At 59.6% G+C, this 20,669-nt stretch carries 20 protein-coding genes; 10 read left to right on the plus strand and 10 right to left on the minus strand.

The genetic code is table 11. The annotated features are described in order from the left end of the window. Positions 1–75 precede the first annotated feature (75 nt). A complete protein-coding gene (locus WDZ78_RS07000) occupies positions 76–993 on the minus strand; it encodes a PhzF family phenazine biosynthesis protein (protein ID WP_020012391.1) in 918 nt (305 codons plus the stop codon). A gap of 303 nt (positions 994–1,296) precedes the next feature. Here WDZ78_RS07000 and WDZ78_RS07005 point away from each other — a divergent pair, with 303 nt between their 5' ends. Both WDZ78_RS07005 and WDZ78_RS07010 read left to right on the plus strand, forming a co-directional pair. Beyond that, a complete protein-coding gene (locus tag WDZ78_RS07005; RefSeq protein ID WP_003502514.1) occupies positions 1,297–2,070 on the plus strand; it encodes an NAD kinase in 774 nt (257 codons plus the stop codon). A gap of 21 nt (positions 2,071–2,091) precedes the next feature. Continuing rightward, positions 2,092–2,592 (plus strand): hypothetical protein, encoded by a 501-nt coding sequence (locus WDZ78_RS07010; RefSeq protein WP_425672645.1) that lies wholly within the window; start codon positions 2,092–2,094, stop codon positions 2,590–2,592. 26 nt (positions 2,593–2,618) lie between these two features. Here WDZ78_RS07010 and WDZ78_RS07015 read toward each other — a convergent pair whose 3' ends face one another. The 4 genes from WDZ78_RS07015 to WDZ78_RS07030 form a co-directional block, all read right to left on the minus strand. After that, entirely contained in the window at positions 2,619–3,089 is a 471-nt protein-coding gene (locus WDZ78_RS07015; protein ID WP_020012389.1) for a cysteine hydrolase family protein, read from the minus strand. 73 nt (positions 3,090–3,162) lie between these two features. Continuing rightward, a protein-coding gene (gene prfB, locus WDZ78_RS07020) for a peptide chain release factor 2 (protein WP_425672646.1) occupies positions 3,163–4,294 on the minus strand; the annotation gives its coding sequence in 2 pieces (ribosomal slippage) (positions 3,163–4,224 and positions 4,226–4,294; 1,131 coding nt in all). A gap of 98 nt (positions 4,295–4,392) precedes the next feature. Next, positions 4,393–6,840, minus strand: coding sequence for a penicillin-binding protein 1A (locus WDZ78_RS07025; RefSeq protein ID WP_112355711.1), 2,448 nt, complete (start codon positions 6,838–6,840; stop codon positions 4,393–4,395). A 327-nt stretch (positions 6,841–7,167) separates the two neighbouring features. Beyond that, entirely contained in the window at positions 7,168–8,427 is a 1,260-nt protein-coding gene (locus WDZ78_RS07030; protein WP_003502504.1) for an N-acetylmuramoyl-L-alanine amidase, read from the minus strand. Between the two features lie 645 nt (positions 8,428–9,072). Here WDZ78_RS07030 and WDZ78_RS07035 point away from each other — a divergent pair. Continuing rightward, a complete protein-coding gene (locus tag WDZ78_RS07035) occupies positions 9,073–11,964 on the plus strand; it encodes an Rne/Rng family ribonuclease (protein WP_425672647.1) in 2,892 nt (963 codons plus the stop codon). Between the two features lie 229 nt (positions 11,965–12,193). On the opposite strand, the gene WDZ78_RS07040 is transcribed toward WDZ78_RS07035, so the two are convergent. From WDZ78_RS07040 to WDZ78_RS07050, 3 genes are all read right to left on the minus strand, one after another. Then, positions 12,194–12,898, minus strand: a complete 705-nt coding sequence (locus WDZ78_RS07040; protein ID WP_425672648.1) for an SDR family oxidoreductase — start codon at positions 12,896–12,898, stop codon at positions 12,194–12,196. A 117-nt stretch (positions 12,899–13,015) separates the two neighbouring features. After that, entirely contained in the window at positions 13,016–13,381 is a 366-nt protein-coding gene (locus WDZ78_RS07045) for an antibiotic biosynthesis monooxygenase family protein (protein WP_425672649.1), read from the minus strand. Further along, positions 13,378–13,704 (minus strand): NIPSNAP family protein, encoded by a 327-nt coding sequence (locus WDZ78_RS07050; RefSeq protein WP_020012382.1) that lies wholly within the window; start codon positions 13,702–13,704, stop codon positions 13,378–13,380. The genes WDZ78_RS07045 and WDZ78_RS07050 overlap by 4 nt, the downstream gene beginning before the upstream one ends. Before the next feature lie 74 nt (positions 13,705–13,778). Here WDZ78_RS07050 and WDZ78_RS07055 point away from each other — a divergent pair, with 74 nt between their 5' ends. Then, positions 13,779–14,462, plus strand: coding sequence for an ArsR/SmtB family transcription factor (locus tag WDZ78_RS07055; protein ID WP_425672650.1), 684 nt, complete (start codon positions 13,779–13,781; stop codon positions 14,460–14,462). A 24-nt stretch (positions 14,463–14,486) separates the two neighbouring features. Here WDZ78_RS07055 and WDZ78_RS07060 read toward each other — a convergent pair whose 3' ends face one another. Further along, positions 14,487–15,644: a pyridoxal phosphate-dependent aminotransferase gene (locus WDZ78_RS07060; RefSeq protein WP_026364078.1), complete on the minus strand. Its 1,158-nt coding sequence runs from the start codon at positions 15,642–15,644 to the stop codon at positions 14,487–14,489. A gap of 174 nt (positions 15,645–15,818) precedes the next feature. Between WDZ78_RS07060 and WDZ78_RS07065 the strand changes: the two genes are divergently transcribed. The 6 genes from WDZ78_RS07065 to WDZ78_RS07090 all read left to right on the plus strand — a co-directional run bounded on the left by WDZ78_RS07065 (position 15,819) and on the right by WDZ78_RS07090 (position 20,195). Then, on the plus strand, positions 15,819–16,586 hold the full coding sequence (locus WDZ78_RS07065; protein ID WP_026364077.1) for a DsbA family protein: 768 nt from the start codon (positions 15,819–15,821) through the stop codon (positions 16,584–16,586). Between the two features lie 125 nt (positions 16,587–16,711). Next, positions 16,712–17,149 carry a type II 3-dehydroquinate dehydratase gene (aroQ, locus tag WDZ78_RS07070; RefSeq protein ID WP_020012378.1) on the plus strand — a complete coding sequence of 146 codons (438 nt, stop codon included), beginning with the start codon at positions 16,712–16,714 and terminating at the stop codon, positions 17,147–17,149. A 25-nt stretch (positions 17,150–17,174) separates the two neighbouring features. Then, entirely contained in the window at positions 17,175–17,663 is a 489-nt protein-coding gene (gene accB / locus WDZ78_RS07075) for an acetyl-CoA carboxylase biotin carboxyl carrier protein (protein ID WP_020012377.1), read from the plus strand. A gap of 12 nt (positions 17,664–17,675) precedes the next feature. Next, entirely contained in the window at positions 17,676–19,022 is a 1,347-nt protein-coding gene (gene accC / locus WDZ78_RS07080) for an acetyl-CoA carboxylase biotin carboxylase subunit (RefSeq protein WP_003502491.1), read from the plus strand. A 6-nt stretch (positions 19,023–19,028) separates the two neighbouring features. After that, the gene (gene aat, locus WDZ78_RS07085; RefSeq protein ID WP_020012376.1) at positions 19,029–19,673 is read left to right on the plus strand and encodes a leucyl/phenylalanyl-tRNA--protein transferase; all 645 of its coding nucleotides are present in this window, start codon (positions 19,029–19,031) and stop codon (positions 19,671–19,673) included. Positions 19,674–19,751: 78 nt separating this feature from the next. Next, a complete protein-coding gene (locus WDZ78_RS07090; protein ID WP_026364076.1) occupies positions 19,752–20,195 on the plus strand; it encodes a hypothetical protein in 444 nt (147 codons plus the stop codon). Between the two features lie 17 nt (positions 20,196–20,212). Here the strand turns inward: WDZ78_RS07090 and WDZ78_RS07095 are convergent, their stop codons facing one another. Continuing rightward, positions 20,213–20,650, minus strand: a complete 438-nt coding sequence (locus WDZ78_RS07095) for a DUF2155 domain-containing protein (protein ID WP_026364075.1) — start codon at positions 20,648–20,650, stop codon at positions 20,213–20,215. Between the last annotated feature and the right edge of the window lie 19 nt (positions 20,651–20,669).

Here is a 20,669-nt window from a genome sequence, read left to right on the forward strand (position 1 = left end):
CCGGGGTTTTTCTTTTGGCGTTGCCTGCGGCTTTGTCGCTCTTCGGCGACGTGCGCTGACCGGGTTACACTGAAGTCAAATCTCGAACGTTCCCGACGCCACACGCACCGCGTGACCGCCGATGCGCGCCCGGGCTATTTCGTTGTCCTTGATGTCCATGCGCAGATGGATGTGGGACGGTCTTTCCATCTCCACGCCCTGCTCTATCAGGAGCGGATGATGGCCGTCCGTCAACCCGTCGAAATGCTGGATCGCGCCAGACAGGGCGGCGGCGGCGGAACCGGTTGCGGGGTCTTCCGAAATGCCCATATCCGGGGAGAACATGCGGGCGTGGAACTTTGCCGCGTGATTGACGCCGCCGCGACAGTAGATATAGGCCGCCGCCAGGCGTCCCTCGACCAGCGGCGCGGTGCGCAGCCAAAGATTGGCGTCGAAATCCATGTCCCTGATCGCGGCGATATTGTGCAGCGGTACGAGCAGGAACGGCACGCCGGCCGTCCAGATGGACGGCACATGATTCTCAAAGCCGAGATGTCCTTCGCTGACGCCGAGCGCATCGGCAAGCGCGGTGTGGTCGAGCGGCAGGTCAACTCGGGATGATTTGCGCGGCAGGTCGAATTCCGCGAAGCTGACGGCTCCCGCGCGCATCTTCACCGCGCAGCGCACCGGCCCCACCTTCTCCTCCAGCACGCAGACCATATCGATGTCGTCATCGCCTTCGCCGCGATTTCGCTCGGCGATGGCGACCGCGGCGCCCACCGTCGGATGGCCTGCGAAAGGCAATTCGCCTGACGGTGTGAAGATGCGTAGCGAAGCCGCATGCGCCGGGTTGGTGGAGCGGTTGACGAAAACCGTCTCGGAGAGGTTCATTTCCCGCGCAATCGCCTGCATCGTGCCTTGGGGAAGATCATCGGCGTCATACATGACCGCCAGCGGATTTCCCGCCATCTTCGTCTCGGTAAAGACGTCATAGATATCGTAATTCAGCGTCACATCCGTCTCCTGCCACTCGTCATTCCGGCTGCCTTGGCAAACTGCATCAGGCCGTCCCGCATCGCAACCCTTGTCGGTGGGCGCAAATCAAGAAGCTGTGGACCGGAGCGGTGCGGCCCGCCGCCAGGGAACGCCTGCGCCTGCGAAAGGCCTTGTCGCCAGCCGCCGTCTTCATGTACCAAGGGTGCGTCTGGCGGCATGTTATCCACCTCATTGTCGAGGTTTAAAGATTTCAAGCCGCTTCAACAGGTTACAGTGCCTTGCTCGGACCGGCCCGGTCTGCGCCGTTGTCGAGGGAAGCGAATGTCGCATTCTACCTATTCACTGTCCTTCGTCGCCTCCGCAACAGAGGAGGCGCAGACGGCGCTGAAAGAGCTGAAAGGCATTTACGGCGATACGCCGTTTGCAGAGGCGGAGGTGATCGTTGCACTCGGCGGCGATGGCTTCATGCTGCAGATTCTCAACGAGACGATGAATTCCGGCAAGCGTGTCTATGGCATGAACCGCGGGTCTGTCGGATTCCTGATGAATGACTACCGGGTGGAGGGCCTGCTCGAGCGCATAGCGGTGGCGAGCGGCAATGATTTTCACCCCCTGCGCATGACGACGACGGATTCCGACGGCGACGAGTTTACCGCCCTCGCCATGAACGAGGTCAGCCTGTTTCGCCAGTCCCATCAGGCCGCCAAGCTTCGTGTCGAGGTGGATGGCAAGGTGCGGCTGGAAGAGCTGATCTGCGACGGCATGATGGTGGCGACCCCGGCTGGTTCGACAGCCTACAATTTCTCCGCCCATGGACCGATCCTGCCGCTGGAATCACCGCTTCTGGCGCTGACCCCCGTCAGTGCTTTCCGGCCGCGACGCTGGCGCGGCGCGCTTTTGCCGAATAAGGTGACGGTCGATATTCATGTTCTCGAACGCGACAAGCGCCCGGTGAACGCGGTGGCCGACCACACCGAGGTGAAATCCGTTCGTCATGTTCGGATTGCACAATCGCAGGACCGGACGGCAAGGATTCTCTCGGATCCGGATCGTTCATGGTCGGACCGGGTTCTCGCCGAACAGTTCAACAATTGACGCCCACAATCGATAATGGCCATGCAACTGACAAGACCTATCCTCGCCGCCTTCCTTTTCGCCGCCGCTGTCCTTCCCGCGCGGGCGCAGACGGAAGCGATCGACGCCTTGCCGGTTTCGGCAATCTTCGTCGTCAGCAGCGGCATGTGGGAAGATCGGAATCTTGAGCCGGTGAAGGGCCCTGACGGACAGCTGCGGCCGCCGCCTGCCTCGCCCACACGCGGTTATTACAAGGTCATCGCCATCCGCCAGGGCGACGGCACGGCGAAGATCTACCTGCAGCGCATCGTCTTTACCGCCGATGGGCCGAATCTCCTCGAAAATATCGAGCTGGAAGAATTCAGCCAGATGAAATCCTATGTCACGGATATTCGTCCTGAAAGCTCGAATGGCGCGCCCGCCTCGCCCGGCCTGTTCGTGACCGTTTATCTGAAGACGGACCCGATGAGCAAGGAAGCGGAAAGCTGGACGATCCTGATCGACAAGCTGGGCGAGATGAAGATCGAGAAGGCCTCGAACTGATCGGCCCCATGCGCGACCGGGCAAGATTATGCTTCCAGTGCCTCCGGTCCGGCAAGAACCGCTCCGAAATGATGCTTCCATAATCTCGCACCGAGTTCGCCACTGCGGTCGAGACTGGAGCCCACCGTCAGCCACGGCAACAGAGTGGGATGCAGCCCCGCATCAAAAAGAGCAAAACCAGCGGCCAGCACGCAGGTATCAGCCTGAATGCCGCAGACCAGCACCCTGTCGGGTTTCAGCGACAGAAGATAGTCGATGACCTCCCGGGGCGGCGCATAACCGTGTTTGATGAATATGCGATCCGCCGCAACGAGCGACTCGTCATCCCTGCCCGGTTTCCAGCCGAGTTGTCGCTCGAAGGGTGTCACACTTTCATCATGACGCTCGACGGTGGCGATGCTGGGCATTGTCAGGGCGAGTGCGGATATCTCCGCCACCAGCGCAGCCGGCGGATTGAAGCTCGGCTGGACGTCGACGATATAGAGCGCCTGTTTCATGCTAGTCCTCCAACGAAAAACCCCTCGCAATGGGTTTGCGAGGGGCAATTTTCCAGTCGACGCGCCGGACGCCTTAATCGATATCCGAGACTTCCACATCCGCGCCGCCGCTGATGCGGTGAGCGAGTGCGGCTTCCATGAATTCGTTCAGGTCGCCGTCCAGCACGTTGCCGGGTGCTGTACTTTCCACGCCGGTGCGCAGATCCTTGACCAGCTGGTAAGGCTGCAGAACGTAGGAACGGATCTGGTGGCCCCAGCCGATATCAGTCTTGGAGGCCGCCTGGGCGTTTGCCGCCTCTTCCCGCTTCTGGAGTTCCACCTCGTAGAGGCGGGCGCGCAGCATGTCCCACGCCTTGGCGCGGTTCTTGTGCTGGGAGCGCTCCTGCTGGCAGGCAACGGCAATACCGGTCGGAATATGCGTGATACGCACGGCCGAGTCTGTCGTGTTGACGTGCTGGCCGCCCGCGCCGGACGAACGATAGGTATCGATACGGCAATCGCTCTCATTGATGTCGATCTGGATCGAATCGTCGACGACGGGGTAAACCCAGACGGAAGAGAACGATGTGTGGCGACGCGCATTGCTGTCATAGGGCGAAATACGAACGAGGCGGTGCACGCCCGATTCCGTTTTCATCCAGCCGAATGCATTGTGGCCCTTGACGAGGATCGTCGCGGACTTGATGCCGGCTTCTTCGCCGTCGTGAACTTCGAGAACCTCGACCTTGAAACCTTCGCGGTCGGCCCAGCGGGTATACATGCGCAGAAGCATGTTCGCCCAGTCCTGGCTTTCGGTGCCGCCGGCGCCGGAATGCACTTCGACATATGTGTCGTTGCCATCGGCCTCGCCTGAAAGCATGGCTTCCACCTGGCGGCGGTTCGCCTCGCTCTTAAGAGCCTTCAGCGCGTCTTCGGCGTCCTTGACGATTTCGTTATCGCCTTCCATCTCGCCGAGTTCGATCAGCTCGATATTGTCGCGGAGCTGCTGCTCCAGCGCCTTGACGCCGTTGATGCTGTCATCCAGCTGCTGGCGTTCGCGCATCAGCTTCTGGGCCTCAGTGGCATCGTTCCAGAGGGTCGGGTCCTCTGCCTTGTTATTCAACCAGTCCAGTCGTCTTATCGCCTGGTCCCAGTCAAAGATGCCTCCTCAGCAGGCTTATGGCCTGCTTGATTTCGTCGACTACGTTCACGATTTCATTGCGCATTTCGCTGGTTCTTCACCTTCATTGAAACTCGTTGCTCAAATAAATGCGGGGGGCGCGGATGTAAAGACCCGCGCCCCCGCCAAACGTCAGGACTGATGTCAATAAAGACCGCCGCCACCGCCGGTGATGGCCTGCTGCGCCTGCGGCGAGGTCTTCAGAATGTCTTCCTGCGACATGTATCCGTCATCGCCGATGACAGAGAAGGTGGAAGCGGGACCCGTGCCCGGCTTGAAGGCTTCCATGATGGTGTCCGGCTCGCCCTCAACCGCCGCCATGCCGGTCTTGCGGTTGACGGCGACGAAGTTCATGCCAGCAGGCACGATGAACTTGCTCGGCTCCATGTGCTTGGCCGCATCAGCGATGAATTCACCGAAGATCGGAGCAGACAGAGAGCCACCGGTGCCGCCGCGACCGAGAGGTGCGGGCGAATCGAAACCGATATAGAGGCCGGCAACCATGTCCGGTGTGTAACCGACGAACCAGGCGTCCTTTTCATCGTTGGTGGTGCCCGTCTTGCCGGCAACCGGCAGATCGACCTTGATCTTGCCCGCCGCCGTGCCGCGCTGCACGACGCCTTCAAGCATCGACGTCGTCTGGTATGCGGTCATCGGATCGAGAACCTGTTCGCGATTGTCGACGATGACAGGCTCGTCCTGGTTCTGCCAGCTGGTCGCGTTACAGCCTTCGCAGGCGCGTTCCTCGTGGCGGAAGATCGTCTTGCCGTAACGGTCCTGAATACGGTCGATCAGTGTCGGCTTGATCTGCTTGCCGCCATTGGCGATGACCGAATAGGCAGAAACCATGCGCATGACTGTCGTTTCGCCCGAACCCAGAGACATGGACAGAAGCGGCGGCATCTTGTCATAGATGCCGAAGCGCTCGGCATATTCCGCGACCAGATTCATGCCCATGTCCTGCGCCAGACGCACGGTCATGAGGTTACGGGATTTTTCAATACCGAGACGCAGGGTCGAAGGACCGGCGGAACCCCCGCCGTAATTCTGCGGCTTCCAGACCTGATTGCCAGATACCACCTCGATCGGCGCGTCGAGAATGACCGATGCGGGCGTATAGCCGTTGTCGAGCGCGGCCGCATAGATGAACGGCTTGAAGGAGGAGCCGGGCTGGCGCATGGCCTGCGTCGAGCGGTTGAATTCCGACTGCGCGTAGGAGAAGCCGCCGACCATGGCCAGAACACGGCCGGTATGCGGGTCCATCACCACCATGCCGCCCTGCACTTTTGGCGGCTGGCGCAGGCGATATTCGTTGCCGGAGCCGGAAAGCGGCTGTGCATAAACGACGTCACCCGCGGTCAGGACACCGACCGGCGACTTGGCGGTTGCTCTTTTGCCGCTTGCATCACGGAAAGCCCAGCGCATGTTTTCAGCGGAGATATGGCCGCGCGTGCGCTTGTCGCCATCTTCCGCATCGGGATCGGCCTGCACGCCGATATCGACGCCATCGTTGGCAACCGCGAGCACGACCGCGACTTTCCACTCCGGAACGTCCCGGAGACCCTTGACCTTGGCCAGCGCCGCCGTCCAGTCGCCGGCCGTCTCGATCTTTTCCACCGGTCCGCGGAAGCCGCGGCGCTCGTCATATTGCACAAGCCCGTCCTGAAGCGCCTTGCGCGCCTCCATCTGGATTTGCGGATCGAAAGAGGTACGAACCGAGAGCCCGCCCTCAAGAAGCGCTTCCTCGCCATATTTCTCGACGATCTGGCGGCGGACTTCCTCGGCGAAATAATCGGACGCGAAAATATGCGCGCCACCGCGGCGCAGGTTGACGCCGAGCGGCTGCTTCTTCGCATCAGTGGCGTCGGCGACGGTGATGTAGCCGTTTTCGGCCATACGGTCGATCACCCAGTCGCGGCGCTCGAGCGCAGCCTTTTCACGGCGGATGGGATGATAGTTGTTCGGTCCCTTCGGCAGCGATGCGAGATAAGCGGTCTCAGCAATCGTCAGTTCCGTTACAGACTTGTTGAAATAGGTAAGCGCCGCACCGGCGATGCCGTAGGAATTCAGGCCGAAAAAGATCTCGTTGAGATAGAGTTCAAGAATCTTGTCCTTGGAATAGGTCTGCTCGATGCGGAAGGAGAGAATGGCTTCCTTGAGCTTGCGGTCAATGGTCTGGTCGTTGGTCAGAAGGAAGTTCTTCGCCACCTGCTGGGTGATGGTGGATGCGCCGACCGGACGGCGACCGGAGCCGACATTCTGGAGATTGACGAGAATGGCGCGGCCGAGACCGAAGATGTCGACACCCGGGTGGTTGTAGAAATTCTTGTCTTCGGCGGACAGGAAAGCGGCCTTCACGCGGTCGGGAATGGCCTGGATCGGCAGGAACAGGCGCTTTTCATGGGCGTATTCCGCCATCAGCGCACCGTTGCCGGCATGCACACGGGTCGTTACCGGCGGCTCATAGGTGCTCAGAACTGCGTAATCCGGCAGGTCCTTCGTCACGCCGTGCAAATAAATCGCACCGACGACGGCGGCGCACAGGAAGAGCACGCTGGCCAAGCCGAAAAAATATCCAATCAGTCTGATCATACCAAGCTACCGATAATTCGAATCGTAACCATCAACGCCCGACGATTTACGGGCGCATCCTTGCATATCGCGTGCCGTTTTGCACACCATACCTTCGATGACAAGCCGGATACGGCAGCATTCGCTGATATGTTACCGGGCGGCAGGCCCGCAATCGCGTTGCGGACGCTTGCGGATCGCCACCGAATCCGCGCTTCGAGTAACGCGGCGAATGTGAGTAAAATAGGGCTTCGCCTCCGCAATCGTCCGCAAGACCCAAGAATTGAACAGCTTTTCGGCGGTCAATGGCAGGGAGGCAACAGCATCGTCGCTCCGCTGGTTCCCTTCTCAGCCGCCGTTCGCCATGGCCTTGGCGCGGTATCGACCGACGGCCGTTGCCAGCGTATCGGCCACCTTCTTGCGCCATTCCCCATCGAGAAGCAGCTTTTCATCTTCCGCATTGGAGAGGAAACCGAGTTCCAGCAGCACAGACGGCACGTCATGGGCACGCAGCACCATGAAACCGGCGTAACGATGCGGATTGTTGATGAGACCTACCTGCCCCTCGAAGGAGGAAACGATGTTTTCGGCGAGCGTCACCGAAAAGGCCTGGGTTTCGCGGCGGGTGAAATCGAGAAGAATATCGGCGACCTCAGGCGGCTCGCTGGAGGCCGCGACACCCGCAATCTGGTCGGACTTGTTTTCGCGCTCCGCCAGTTCCTGCGCCTGCCGGTCCGACGCCCGGTCTGACAATGTATAAACGGTCGCACCGCGAATGCCCTTTTGCTTCAATGTATCCGCGTGCAGCGATATAAAGAGATTGGCATTGTTCTGGCGGGCAATCGTCACCCGTTCGGACAGGGCAAGGAATGTATCGGAATCGCGCGTCAGAAACGCCTTGATGCCGGGTTCGCGGTTCAACCGCTCCGCGAGTTCCTTCGCAAAGGTCAGAGTGATGACCTTTTCCTCGGTGCCCGTCGTGCCGCCGGTAGCGCCGGCATCGATGCCGCCATGACCGGCATCGACCGCGATGACAAATTCCGCAGGGCGCGATGTCTTGTCGTCAGGCGTGATCGCGGCAGTCGTCACCGGGGCCGGCGCCTGCCATTGCTGATCCTTCACCAGTTCTGCGAACTTGCCCTTGGTGGTGATCTCGGCATCAAGCACGAAACGGAAAGATTGCCCGTCGTCAGCCTTCTTCGTTTCGGCAACAGTCACCTGAACCGGCTTTTTCGCCGTCAGCACGATGCGGGCGCTGTTCTGGCCCATGGTGCCGAAGCGGATGTCCGAGAAAAGACCAGTTGGCTTGAGGTCGGATGTGGGGAAAGCGAAATTCACTGCGGGGAAGTCCACGACGATGCGCGCGGGCGAATCGAGATAGTGAACGTCGAATTCCGGCTCTTCCGCAAAATCGAGAACGATGCGCGTGCGCGCCTCATCACCGATGATACGTGCCTGATGGGCGACGAGCGGCTCCACGGCATGGGCTGCCGGCACGACGGAAACAGAGGCGGCGACAGAAAATGCCAGAGCCGCCAAAGCCCGCGCGATTCGCGCGCCAAGCCGCCCTGCCCCGCCTGATATCGCTGCGTTGCGCGTGAAATCCATGGTCCTCAAGAAATTCCGTATGTCAGTCATTTTCGATAAACGGCGCGGAAAAACGCCGACAACAGTACCGTTTCAACCACGCCGTACGATAGTTTGCGCGTCTGCGCCCCACAATCGCAGGCCTTGGTGAACCAATTGTTAACCCGGAAATTCCACCAATAATATGGCATATTTAGCCAGCCTATTGCTATTATGACAGAGAAAACATACAACACGGATGAGGGTTAAAAGTGTTGACGGGATAGATGCCCGCCGGCTGCCAATCGGAAAAGACGCTGGCGCTGCAAAACGGGCAATCATCTGCCGTCGTTACATTTATCCTGAAACTGGATCAATTCCGGCCGTGGCCGGAGACCTACCCGGTGGCGCTGCCACCGCTGCTCTGAGGAGAGCAAATTCATCGGATCCCAAGGGGTCTATATATTATTGTCGTTCCGCCTGGCCAATGATGTCGCAGCAGTTTTCACATGAACCGGATACCAGGAGCAGGCCAAATGCCTCGCCGTCGGTCCGGATGCTGCCAGTTTACAGAGGCCCGGCTGGAGACTTCATTTCCGGCACATCCTTGCACTCATATGAAAGGCTCGTCCGTGTGGCGGGCCTGTTCTCGTATAAAACAAGGCTGCGCCGAGGAGCACAGCTTACATGGCAGACAAAATGCTTATCGACGCCTCCCACGAAGAGGAGACACGCGTAGTCGTTGTCCGTGGGAACCGGATCGAAGAATTCGATTTCGAATCGGAGCACAAAAAACAGATCCGCGGCAATATCTATCTTGCCAAGGTCACTCGCGTTGAGCCCTCCCTTCAGGCGGCCTTCGTCGATTACGGTGGAAACCGTCACGGCTTTCTCGCTTTCGCGGAAATCCATCCGGATTATTACCAGATCCCGCTTGCCGACCGTCAGGCTCTCCTGAAGGCGGAAGCCGAGGATCATCGCCGCAGCGACGACTTCGAATCCGCTGATGCACCCGAGCCCGGCGCCCCCATGATCGACCTTTCGCAGGTGGATCAGCCGGATGTCGGCATTGTTTCCGCCAACGAAACCACTGAAACGGTCGTCGTGGAAGAGACTGCGCCTGTCTCGGAAGAGGTTTCCGAGGAAACCGCCGTCGAGGCCGTAGCCGTGGAAGCGCCCGCCGAGGAAGAAAAGCCGAAGAAGCGCACCCGCCGCCCCCGCGCGAAGAAGAAGACCGCCGAAGAAGAAGCCGCAGCGGCCGCCGAAGCCTCCTCCGAAGACGACGGCAGCACCGGTGGCGAAATGGCCGCCATGGTCGACACCGACACGATTTCCGAGGAAGTCGAGGGTCTTCGTCGTGGCAATGACGATGATGACGACGATGATGACGATCATCACGAAAAGGAAGTGATCGAATCCGTCGGCGCCGAAGACGCCATGGAAGAAGTTCCGGACCGCGTCGCCCGCAAGCCGCGCAAGCAGTATCGCATTCAGGAAGTCATCAAGCGCCGTCAGATCCTTCTGGTGCAGGTGGCCAAGGAAGAACGCGGCAACAAGGGTGCCGCACTCACCACCTATCTGTCGCTTGCCGGTCGTTATTCCGTGCTGATGCCGAACACGGCGCGCGGCGGTGGTATTTCCCGCAAGATCACCCAGCCGACCGACCGCAAGCGCCTGAAGGAAATCGCGCGCGATCTGGAGGTTCCGCAGGGCATGGGCGTCATTCTGCGTACCGCAGGCGCCAACCGCACCCGCGTCGAAATCAAGCGCGACTTCGAATATCTGATGCGCCTGTGGGAAAACGTCCGCACGCTGACGCTGAACTCCACGGCCCCCTGCCTCGTTTATGAGGAAGGCTCGCTCATCAAGCGTTCGATCCGCGACCTTTACAACAAGGATATAGGCGAGATCATCGTTTCGGGCGAAGAAGGCTATCGTGAAGCCAAAGACTTCATGAAGATGCTGATGCCGAGCCACGCCAAGGTGGTTCAGCCTTACCGCGACATTCACCCGATCTTCTCGCGCTCCGGTATCGAAGCCCAGCTCGACCGGATGCTGCAGCCGCAGGTCACGCTGAAATCGGGCGGTTACCTCATCATCAACCAGACGGAAGCGCTGGTTTCCATCGACGTCAACTCCGGCCGTTCGACGCGCGAGCATTCCATTGAGGAAACCGCGCTGACGACCAACCTCGAAGCCGCGGAAGAAGTGGCGCGCCAGCTGCGCCTGCGCGACCTTGCCGGTCTTGTCGTCATCGACTTCATCGACATGGAAGAGAAGCGCAACAACCGCGCCGTCGAGAAGAAGCTCAAGGATTGCCTGAAGAACGACCGCGCCCGCATCCAGGTCGGCCGCATCTCGCATTTCGGCCTTCTGGAAATGTCGCGCCAGCGCATCCGCGCTTCGGTGCTGGAATCGACCACGCAGGTCTGCCAGCATTGCGGCGGCACGGGTCATGTCCGCTCGGAATCCTCCATCGCCCTGCATGTTCTGCGCGGTGTCGAGGAATATCTGCTGCGCAACACCACCCACAACATCACCGTGCGCTGCACGCCGGAAACGGCGCTTTACCTGCTCAACCACAAGCGCGGCACCATCGTTGATTATGAAGGCCGCTTCGGCGTGTCCATCATCATCGCTGCCGACGCCGGCGTCGGTGCGCAGCACTTCGCCATCGACCGTGGTGAAGCCGTCGAAAACCCCGTGAAGATCGAAAGCCTCATCCAGATGCTGCCGAGCTTCGTGGAAGAGGAAGACGATTTCGTCGCCGAGGTGGAAGAGGACGAAGACGAGGAAGAAATCGTCAAGGCCCAGACCTCCGAGCCACGCCAGCAGCAACCACAGGGCGACAATAGTGAAGAAGGCAAGCGCAAGCGCAAGCGTCGTCGTCGCCGTCGCGGCAAGGGTGGCCAGGGCGACCAGAACGGTGCGCTCGACGCCCAGTCCGGCGATGCGGAAGGCGATGATGCCGAAGGTGACGACGATGGCGTCGAAACCGATGAGGGCGATGCTGAAAACGAAAACGGTGCGGCGGAAGCACTGACTTCCGAAGAGGATGGCAAGCGTAAGCGCCGCCGTCGCGGCAAGCGCGGTGGACGCCGCAACCGTGCGGAAGACGAAGCTCTTGATGCTGCCGGCTCGGAAGCTGAAGGTGAGAGCGAAAGCGAAGAGGTTTCCGTAGAAGCATCCGTAACCGAAGAACCGACCGCCGCCGCAGCGGTGGAAGGTGTGGTTGCCGAGGTTGCGGAAGAGGAAGTGCCGAAGAAGCCACGCCGCACCCGCAAGGCGAAGGTCAAGACTGAAACCGAGGAAGCGCCGAAGGCTGAAGCCGTTGAAACGGTGGAGCCGGTAATCGTCGAGGAAACAGTCGCCGAGGTCGCGGTTGAAGAAGCAGGTGAGGCTTCGGCCGATCTGGCTCCGGAAGCGGAAGCACCGGCCACAGAGGAAAAAGTCCGAGCCAACCGGGGCAGCAATGTCTCCAGTTCGGAGCCGGTCGTGACCTCGTCTTCGCCGAACCCCGATGGCGACGAGCCGAAGCCGCGCAAGGGCGGCTGGTGGCAGCGCAAAGGCTTCTTCTGAGAGAAGAAAGACTGAATGAAAAACGCCCGCAACATCGTTGCGGGCGTTTTGTTTTGTTGATGCAAAGAACCGGCGTTTTCTTGAGCCGCTGGCATTTCCTCATTCCTGTGCTTGTCACAGGAATCCAGTCAACGCGCGTCCACGTGGCGGGAGAGTCCTTTCAGTCCAAGCACTTGGGTCGGCGATCCTTGTCACAGGCACAGGGATGGGGGTTGGGAAGGCTCATGCGTCAAACAGACCGCGTCAGGCCACCATCAACCCGGATATTCTGGCCGGTAATATACCCCGCCCCTTCCGAAGCGAGGAATGCCACGGTGGCGGCGATTTCCTCGCTCTTGCCGTAACGTTGCATCGGCACGGCCTCTCGGCGTTCTTCCGTGGCCGGCAGGCTGTCAATCCAGCCGGGTAGCACATTGTTCATGCGCACATTGTCGGCCGCGTAGGTATCGGCAAATATCTTGGTGTAGGAGGCAAGGCCGGCGCGGAACACGGCGGATGTCGGAAACATGCTGCTCGGTTCAAAAGCCCAGGCCGTCGAGATGTTGACGATCGCGCCCACCTTCTGCTTCACCATGACGGGGGCGATGATACGCGTCGGGCGGATGACGTTCATCAGATAGACATCGAGGCCCGTGTGCCATTGCTCGTCGGTAATATCGAGAATGGAGGCGCGCGGGCCATGCCCGGCGCTGTTCACCAGCACGTCGATGCGGCCGAATGTTTCGAGTGTCCTATCCGCCAGCCGCTGGAGATCGTCATTGGACTGGTTGGAACCGGTGACCCCGATGCCGCCCAGTTCCTTTGCCAGCGCCTCTCCCTTGCCAGAGGATGACAGGATCGCCAGTTTGTAACCGTCCGCGGCCAGGCGTTTTGCCACAGCCGCGCCCATGCCGCTGCCGCCCGCCGTTACAATCGCCACTTTTTCTGCCGACATCGTTTTCTCCATTTCCAGGCCTGCATCCATAAACTGCCCCATCTATAACGGGTTTCAAAGACGAGTTCGAACCAGAAAGACTTGGAGCGGCGTGCAGAAAAACTGATGCTGGAAATGTCAGCCTGACACACTTCCTTCTGCCGGATGCGCTCCACGGCTGTCGGCTGGCGCCTCCTCCCTGTCCTGCAAGCCGTAGTCGCGCATCACATGCGCGATGCGCAGGCGATAATCGGAAAAAACACCGGACCGGCCCAGCGACTGCGCAATGCGATGCGGCGGGGTATTGCGCCACGCTTTCACCGCCTCCTCATCCCGGAAAAACGACAAGGACAGCATCTTTTGCGGATTGCTGATGCTCTGGAACCGTTCGACGGAGAGGAACCCATCGATGGTTTCGAGTTCTGCCCGCAGGCCGGCGGCAATATCGAGATAATGCTGTTTTTCGCCGTCGGCCGGCCAGACCTCGAAGATGACGGCGATCATTGCCCGCCTCCGGCATGTGGGGCGGAAGCGAGACGGAGAAACAGCCGGTCCTCGCGGCGGATGAACTGCTCGCGCCGGGCGAATTCATAATTTTCCCGCCCGGCCGGATCGGCGGCAAGACGCGCCCTGTAGGCTTCGTAGGCGGCGAGGTTTTCGATGTTGTAAACACCATAGGCAACCGTGCTCGATCCCTCCTTCGGCGCGTAATAACCGATGAGATCGGCGCCGCAGCGTGGTATCGCCTCACCCCAGTTGCGGGCATATCGTTCAAAGGCATCGACCTTGAAGGGGTCGATCTCGTAGCGGATGAAGCAGGTCAGCATCGTCACTCTCCTTGTGTTCTGCCGCATCTTTTTACGCCATTGCTTCGCATCAATGCTTCGGTTATCATCGAAGTATGAAAGACGGACCTCTCATCGCCAACGTCGCCGCCCTGATCGGCGACCCTGCCCGCGCCAATATCCTGACGGCGCTGATGGATGGGCGCGCGCTCACCGCAAGCGAGCTTGCGGAAGCCGCTGGCGTGACCCTGCAGACCGCGAGCGGGCACTTATCCAAACTCTCAGAAGCACAATTGTTGAAGGCGGAAAAACAGGGGCGGCATCGTTACTTCCGTCTGTCAGACGAGGATGTTGCACAGGTTCTGGAAGCACTTATGGGCCTTGCCCAGCGCACAGGGGCAATCCGCGTCCGCACCGGACCGAAGGACAAGGCTCTGCGTGAAGCGCGCATCTGTTACGACCATCTGGCCGGAGAAAGCGGCGTGTCGCTGCTTGCCGCCATTACCGCGAAGGGGTTCGTGACGTTAGGTGATGATCCTGCCCTTACGGATAGCGGACGCGACTTCTTCTCGAGCTTCGGCATTGATCTTTCGCCGCTCGAAAAGGCGCGACGCCCGGTCTGTCTGCATTGCCTCGACTGGAGTGAACGCCGCCATCATCTCGGCGGCGGGCTTGGCGCGTCACTTCTCGACGCCATGCAGCAGCGCGATTGGCTGCGGCGCGGAAACGGCAGGGTGCTGACCTTCACGACAAAGGGCGAAAAGGCTTTCAACAGCACCTTCAGCTGCACGCCCGCCTGAGCACCACGAGCAGATGATCCGGCTTTATTTCAGCCAGCCGGCAATACGTCCAACGGCCTCGGCAATGTCAGACACGGAACCCGCGTAGGAAATGCGCAGGGCGCGATGACCTTCCTCGGGATCAAAATCCATGCCTGGCGTCGTCGCCACATCGATTTCGGCCAGCATGCGCCTGGCGAAATCCATACTGTCGTTGGAAAAGCGGCTTGTATCGACATAGGCGTAAAAAGCGCCGTCCATGGGCGATGCCAGCGGCAGGCCGATTTCCGGCAGGCGCGCCATCAGGAAATCGCGGTTGGTGCGATAACTCTCCCTGTAGACATCCAGTTCCTCCGCCGCAGAAAAGGCCGCGGTCGCCGCAAGCTGCGAAAGTTCCGGCGCGGAAATATAAAGGCTCTGGGCCAGACACTCGACCGGACGGACGAGATTTTCCGGCAGCACCATCCAGCCAATGCGCCAGCCGGTCATGCAATAATATTTGGAGAAGGAATTGATGATCACGGCATTGTCGGTGATTTCGAGCGCGCTCGTCTCTTCGCCGACGAAGGTCAGGCCGTGATAGATTTCGTCGGAAATAAAAGCCATATCACGGCTTTCGCAATAGCCCGCCAGCCGCTTCAGCGCCTCGCGGCCGGTGACGGTGCCGGTCGGATTGGCCGGGCTTGCCAGCAACACGCCCTTCAGCTTGCAGCCGGCTCTTGTTTCCGCGCGCTCCAGGCTTGCCGGCGTCAGCGTATAACCGGTTTCGGCCGTGACCGGCACTTCCACGACATTGAGGCCGAGAGCCTTCAGAATATTGCGATAGGCCGGATAACCGGGCCTCGCGATGGCGACATGGTCTCCGGCATCGAAAAGGCTGAGGAAGGCGAGATTGAAGGCAGCAGACGAACCGGTGGTCACCGCGATGCGGCCCGGATCGATGGCGACCTGGTGACGCAGCCGGTAATGGCCAGCGATCGCCTCACGCAGCTCGCGCAGGCCGAGCGCATCGGTATAACCGATCCGCCCGTGTTTCAGCGCGGCTTCAGCAGCTTCGAGCGAGGCTTTCGGCGCGGGATGGGAGGGCTGGCCGACCGCCATGGAAATGACGGGGCGTCCCGCCTGCCTGCGCCTGTTCGCTTCCGCCAGAATATCCATGGCGTGAAAGGGCTCGACTGCGCTCCGCTTCGACATCGTGATCAAGGGCATGCTCTTTCCTGAACCGTATTTCGCAAGACTTGCCGCAGAATCACAATCTTCACAATCATGCGATCATAATGCGGACAAGTATTTTTGCCGTATGGCATTTGGCTTAAAGTAAGGTAATTGCCTTCATAAGATTTCAAGAGGCTTCGGCCGCACAGAATGAGGACCGATATGGCGCATTTTCTCCGTTCCACCCTTCTCGCCAGCGTGACGGCCCTTTCGACGGTATTCGCCTCCCTGCCCGCGCATGCTCTCGACGAGCAGCAGAAGAAGGAAATGGGCGAGTTCATCAAGCAATATCTGATCGAGAACCCGGAAATCATGCTCGAGGTTCAGGATGCGCTTGAACGCAAGCAATATGCGGCGCGCAACGCCAAGGCGGCGGAAGCCGTCGCTGACAACAAGAAGGCCATCTTCGAATCGAAATTCGATCTGGCGCTCGGCAATCCGGATGGCGACGTCACGCTGGTCGAGTTCTTCGATTACAATTGCGGTTATTGCAAACGCGCCATGGCTGACATGGATAAAATCCTGAAGGGCGACAAGAAGATACGCGTCGTCCTCAAGGAGTTTCCGATCCTCGGCCCGGAATCGGTTGCCGCACACCGTGTTTCCAACGCCGTCAAACTGCTTGCGCCGGCAAAGTACCCCGAATTCCAGCGCACCCTGCTCGGTGGCAGAGGACGGGCGAATGAGGACAGCGCCATGGAAGTCGCGACTTCGCTCGGCCTCAAGGAAGCCGACATCCGCAAATCGATGGCGGAAAACCCCAATGACGAGCAGGTGCAGGAGACCTACAAGCTGGCAACCAGCCTCGGCATCACCGGAACGCCGTCCTATATCGTCGGCGACGAGGCCGTTTTCGGTGCGGTCGGCGCCGACCCGCTGAAGGAAAAAATCGCCAATATGCGCAGCTGTGGAAAAGCCACCTGCTCCTGATTGCTAAAAAAGCCACTGCATTCCCTGTGAGATGCCCGCCGAGCGGGCGGTTTACGGCTTGCGGGGGCTTTTCCTTGACGTCTGCGCAGTCTATAGGTGTCGCTGATTTTCTTATGGAAACGTGAATGAGCAACATCATCATCGTCATCAACGGCCCCAATCTCAACATGCTGGGAAAAAGGGAACCGGGTATCTATGGTGGCAAGACGCTGAAGGACATCGAGAATGATTGTCTCCAAGCCGGTGCCGATCTCGGTTTCGCAGTGGAATTCCGCCAGTCCAACCACGAAGGCGTGCTGGTGGACTGGTTGCATGAGGCGGGCGAGCGGGCGGCGGGCGTCGTCATCAATCCCGGCGCCTACAGCCACACCTCGATCGCGTTGCATGACGCCATTCGCGCGATTTCCACGCCCGTCGTGGAAGTGCACATTTCCAACATCCACGCCAGGGAAGAGTTCCGTCACAAATCGATGGTATCACCCGCGGCGAAGGGCATGGTCTGCGGTTTCGGACCATATGGATATATCATGGCGCTTCACGCGCTGAAAAACATCACGGCATAAAAAGAAACAAAGAATAGGGTTTGTCATGTCTGAAAAGAAACAGGGTATCGACAAGGAACTGATCCGCGAGCTCGCGAATATCCTCAACGATACCGACCTTTCGGAAATCGAAGTGGAGCAGGAAGACCTGCGCATCCGCGTTTCCCGCGCCGCTCCCGCTCCCGCCACGGTCTATGCTGCAGCGCCTGCCGCTTATGCGCCGGCACCTGCCCCGGCCGCCGCGCCGGCAATCGCCGCACCTGCTGCTCCGGCTGCGGCCGCAGCACCGGCCCGTAACCCGGCCAACACCGTGTCCTCGCCGATGGTCGGCACGGTCTATCTTTCGCCTGCCCCCGGCGCACGTCCCTTCATCGAAGTGGGCGCGACCGTCAAGGAAGGCCAGACCATTCTCATCGTCGAAGCCATGAAGACCATGAACCAGATCCCGGCTCCCAAGTCCGGCAAGGTCGTGGAAATCGTCGTCAACGACGCTCAGCCCGTGGAGTATGGCGAAGCCCTCGTGGTCATCGAATAAAGGCGGTTCAGCATGGTTTCGAAGATCCTCATAGCCAACCGCGGCGAGATCGCGCTACGCGTCCTGCGCGCCGCGAAAGAGCTCGGCATTCCAACGGTAGCCGTCCATTCCACGGCCGACGCGGACGCCATGCATGTGCGCCTTGCCGACGAAAGTGTCTGCATCGGCCCGCCGCCATCGCGTGACAGCTACCTCAACATCCACCAGATCGTTGCGGCCTGCGAAATAACAGGTGCGGACGCCGTTCACCCCGGTTACGGCTTCCTGTCGGAAAACGCCAAGTTCGCCGATATTCTCGACGCACACGGCATCACCTTCATCGGACCGACCGCCGAACATATCCGCATCATGGGCGACAAGATCACCGCCAAGCAGACCGCGCAGGAACTCGGCATTCCCGTCGTTCCCGGCTCGGATGGCGAAGTGAAGCCCGAAAACGCGCTCGAAATCGCCCGCACGATCGGCTTCCCTGTTCTCATCAAGGCGACGGCGGGCGGCGGTGGTCGCGGCATGAAGGTGGCGAAGACCGAGGCCGATCTGGAAGAGGCGGTTGCGACCGCCCGTTCCGAAGCGGCAGCAGCCTTCGGCAACGACGCCGTCTACATGGAAAAATATCTCGGCAAGCCGCGCCATATCGAAGTGCAGGTTTTCGGCGATGGCGAAGGCAATGCCGTTCACCTTGGCGAACGCGATTGCTCGTTGCAGCGCCGTCACCAGAAGGTGCTGGAAGAAGCCAATTCGCCGGCTTTGACCGTCGAACAGCGTATGAAGATCGGCGAAATCTGCGCCGACGCCATGCGCAAGCTGAAATATCGCGGTGCAGGCACCATCGAGTTCCTTTATGAAAACGGCGAGTTCTATTTCATCGAAATGAACACCCGTCTTCAGGTGGAGCATCCGGTCACGGAAGCGATCACCGGTATGGATCTCGTGCAGGAACAGATCAGGGTCGCTTCGGGCCAGGGTCTGTCGGTCACGCAGGCTGATATCGAATTCCATGGCCATGCCATCGAATGCCGTATCAACGCCGAAGACCCGCGCACCTTCGTTCCCTCGCCGGGCACGCTGACCTATTTCCATACGCCGGGCGGTCTTGGCGTGCGCGTCGATTCGGGCGCCTATCAGGGCTACAAGATCCCGCCCTATTACGACAGCATGATCGGCAAGCTGATCGTTCACGGCCGCGACCGTGACGAGTGCATCCGCCGTCTGCGTCGGGCGCTGGACGAGTTCGTCGTCGACGGCATCAAGACCACGCTGCCGCTTTTCCAGGACCTCCTCGAAAACGAGGATATCCTGAAGGGCGATTACGACATTCACTGGCTGGAGAAATACCTGGCCGGTGACGCGTCTCACTAAGACGCCATGGTTGGGCGTCGCAGCAGAAACAACGGCATAACGGTCGATATTCTGCTGCGCGCCTATTCCGCCGGCCTGTTTCCCATGGCCGATTCGGCTGACGATCCCGAGCTCTTCTGGGTCGAGCCGGAGATTAGGGGTATCATCCCCCTCACCTCCTTCCATATTTCCAAAAGCCTCGCCAAGGCGATGCGCAGGAAGCCGTTCGAGATACGCTTCAACACTGCCTTCGAAGCTGTCATGGCCGGATGCGCGGCGGAAGCGCCCGACAGACCAAGCACCTGGATCAACGCCACCATCCGCCGGCTCTATACCGAGTTGCACCAGATCGGCCATGCGCACAGTGTCGAGGCATGGGAGGGCGAAGAGCTTGTCGGCGGGCTTTACGGCGTCTCGCTTGGCGCCGCCTTCTTCGGCGAGAGCATGTTTTCCCGCCGCACCAATGCATCGAAAATATGCCTCGTACATCTGGTGGAGCGGTTGCGGCAGCAGGGATTTACGCTGCTCGACACGCAATTTACGACCGAGCATTTAAAGACATTCGGGGCAATCGATATTCCAAAGTCGGAATATGCGACGATACTGGAAGCGGCTGTCGACAGGCCGGATGTGCCCTTCGAAAATTTGCCTGCGCAAGAAAATCCACACTGAAAACAACCTGAGATCTTGCTTGCAACCCCCAAAAACATAACTTATCTGATCATGATATTTGGTTCACCGGGGATTATCATGCGCTGGATTGCGGCCTTGTTATCGATGTTGACGCTGGCTGTGAATGTCACCGCTGCCGAACAGCGCCCGAACCCGCAGGCGGCCTGGCGAAGCGAAATTTCGCGAGCCTTGACGGGCGTAACCGGCCGACCAGAACTCAAGGTCGTGCGGACGAACAAGAAGCAGGTAATCCTTGTTACTTTCCGCGTTGACCCGACGGGAAAGATACAGGCTGTTCAGGTCAAAAACATAAGGGATAGTACCTACCAGACAAGAACAGCCGTGAAGCGGGCATTTTCTGAAATCAAATTCCCCTCACCTCCCGCCAGCGATCTACCCAGCAGGTTCACCGTTCCGATCGTGATCGAGCCCGAACTGACGCGGGAGGAAATGATCGAACAACTGGAAAGCAAAAGCAAAGCCCTGGCAGATTTGGCCGAGAAGCTCAGACGCCAGAAATAGGCGCGATCGCAGGTTAATTATTTGCTTGCCGTAGAGGGAGCAGGAACTTCCGAGTCCTGCTTGCAGCCTGTCAGCCACACGTCGTAAATCGGGTGTTCCACGGCATTGAGGCCGGGGCTGTCGGCGAACATCCAGCCCGTGAAAATCCGCTTGATCTTGCGGTCGAGCGTGATCTCATCGACCTCGATAAAGGCATCGATCTTCTGGGTTTCCGTCTGGTCGCGGGAATAACAGACCTTCGGCGTCACCTGAAGCGCGCCGAACTGCACAGTCTCGTCGATATAGACATCGAAGGAAGTGATGCGGCCGGTGATCTTGTCGATGCCGGAAAACACGGCGACGCGGTTTTCCAGACGGGCGGCGGAGACGGGCGATACGAGGAGAACAGCAGAGACCGCCGCAAACAGCGACACTGTCAGCGCACGCAAAGAACGATCCCGCGTGATTTTCCTCATATAGTGGTCTCCAAAATTT

Origin of the sequence: Agrobacterium sp. M50-1 (assembly GCF_049843495.1) — a bacterium.
GTDB classification, from domain to species: domain Bacteria; phylum Pseudomonadota; class Alphaproteobacteria; order Rhizobiales; family Rhizobiaceae; genus Agrobacterium; species Agrobacterium radiobacter.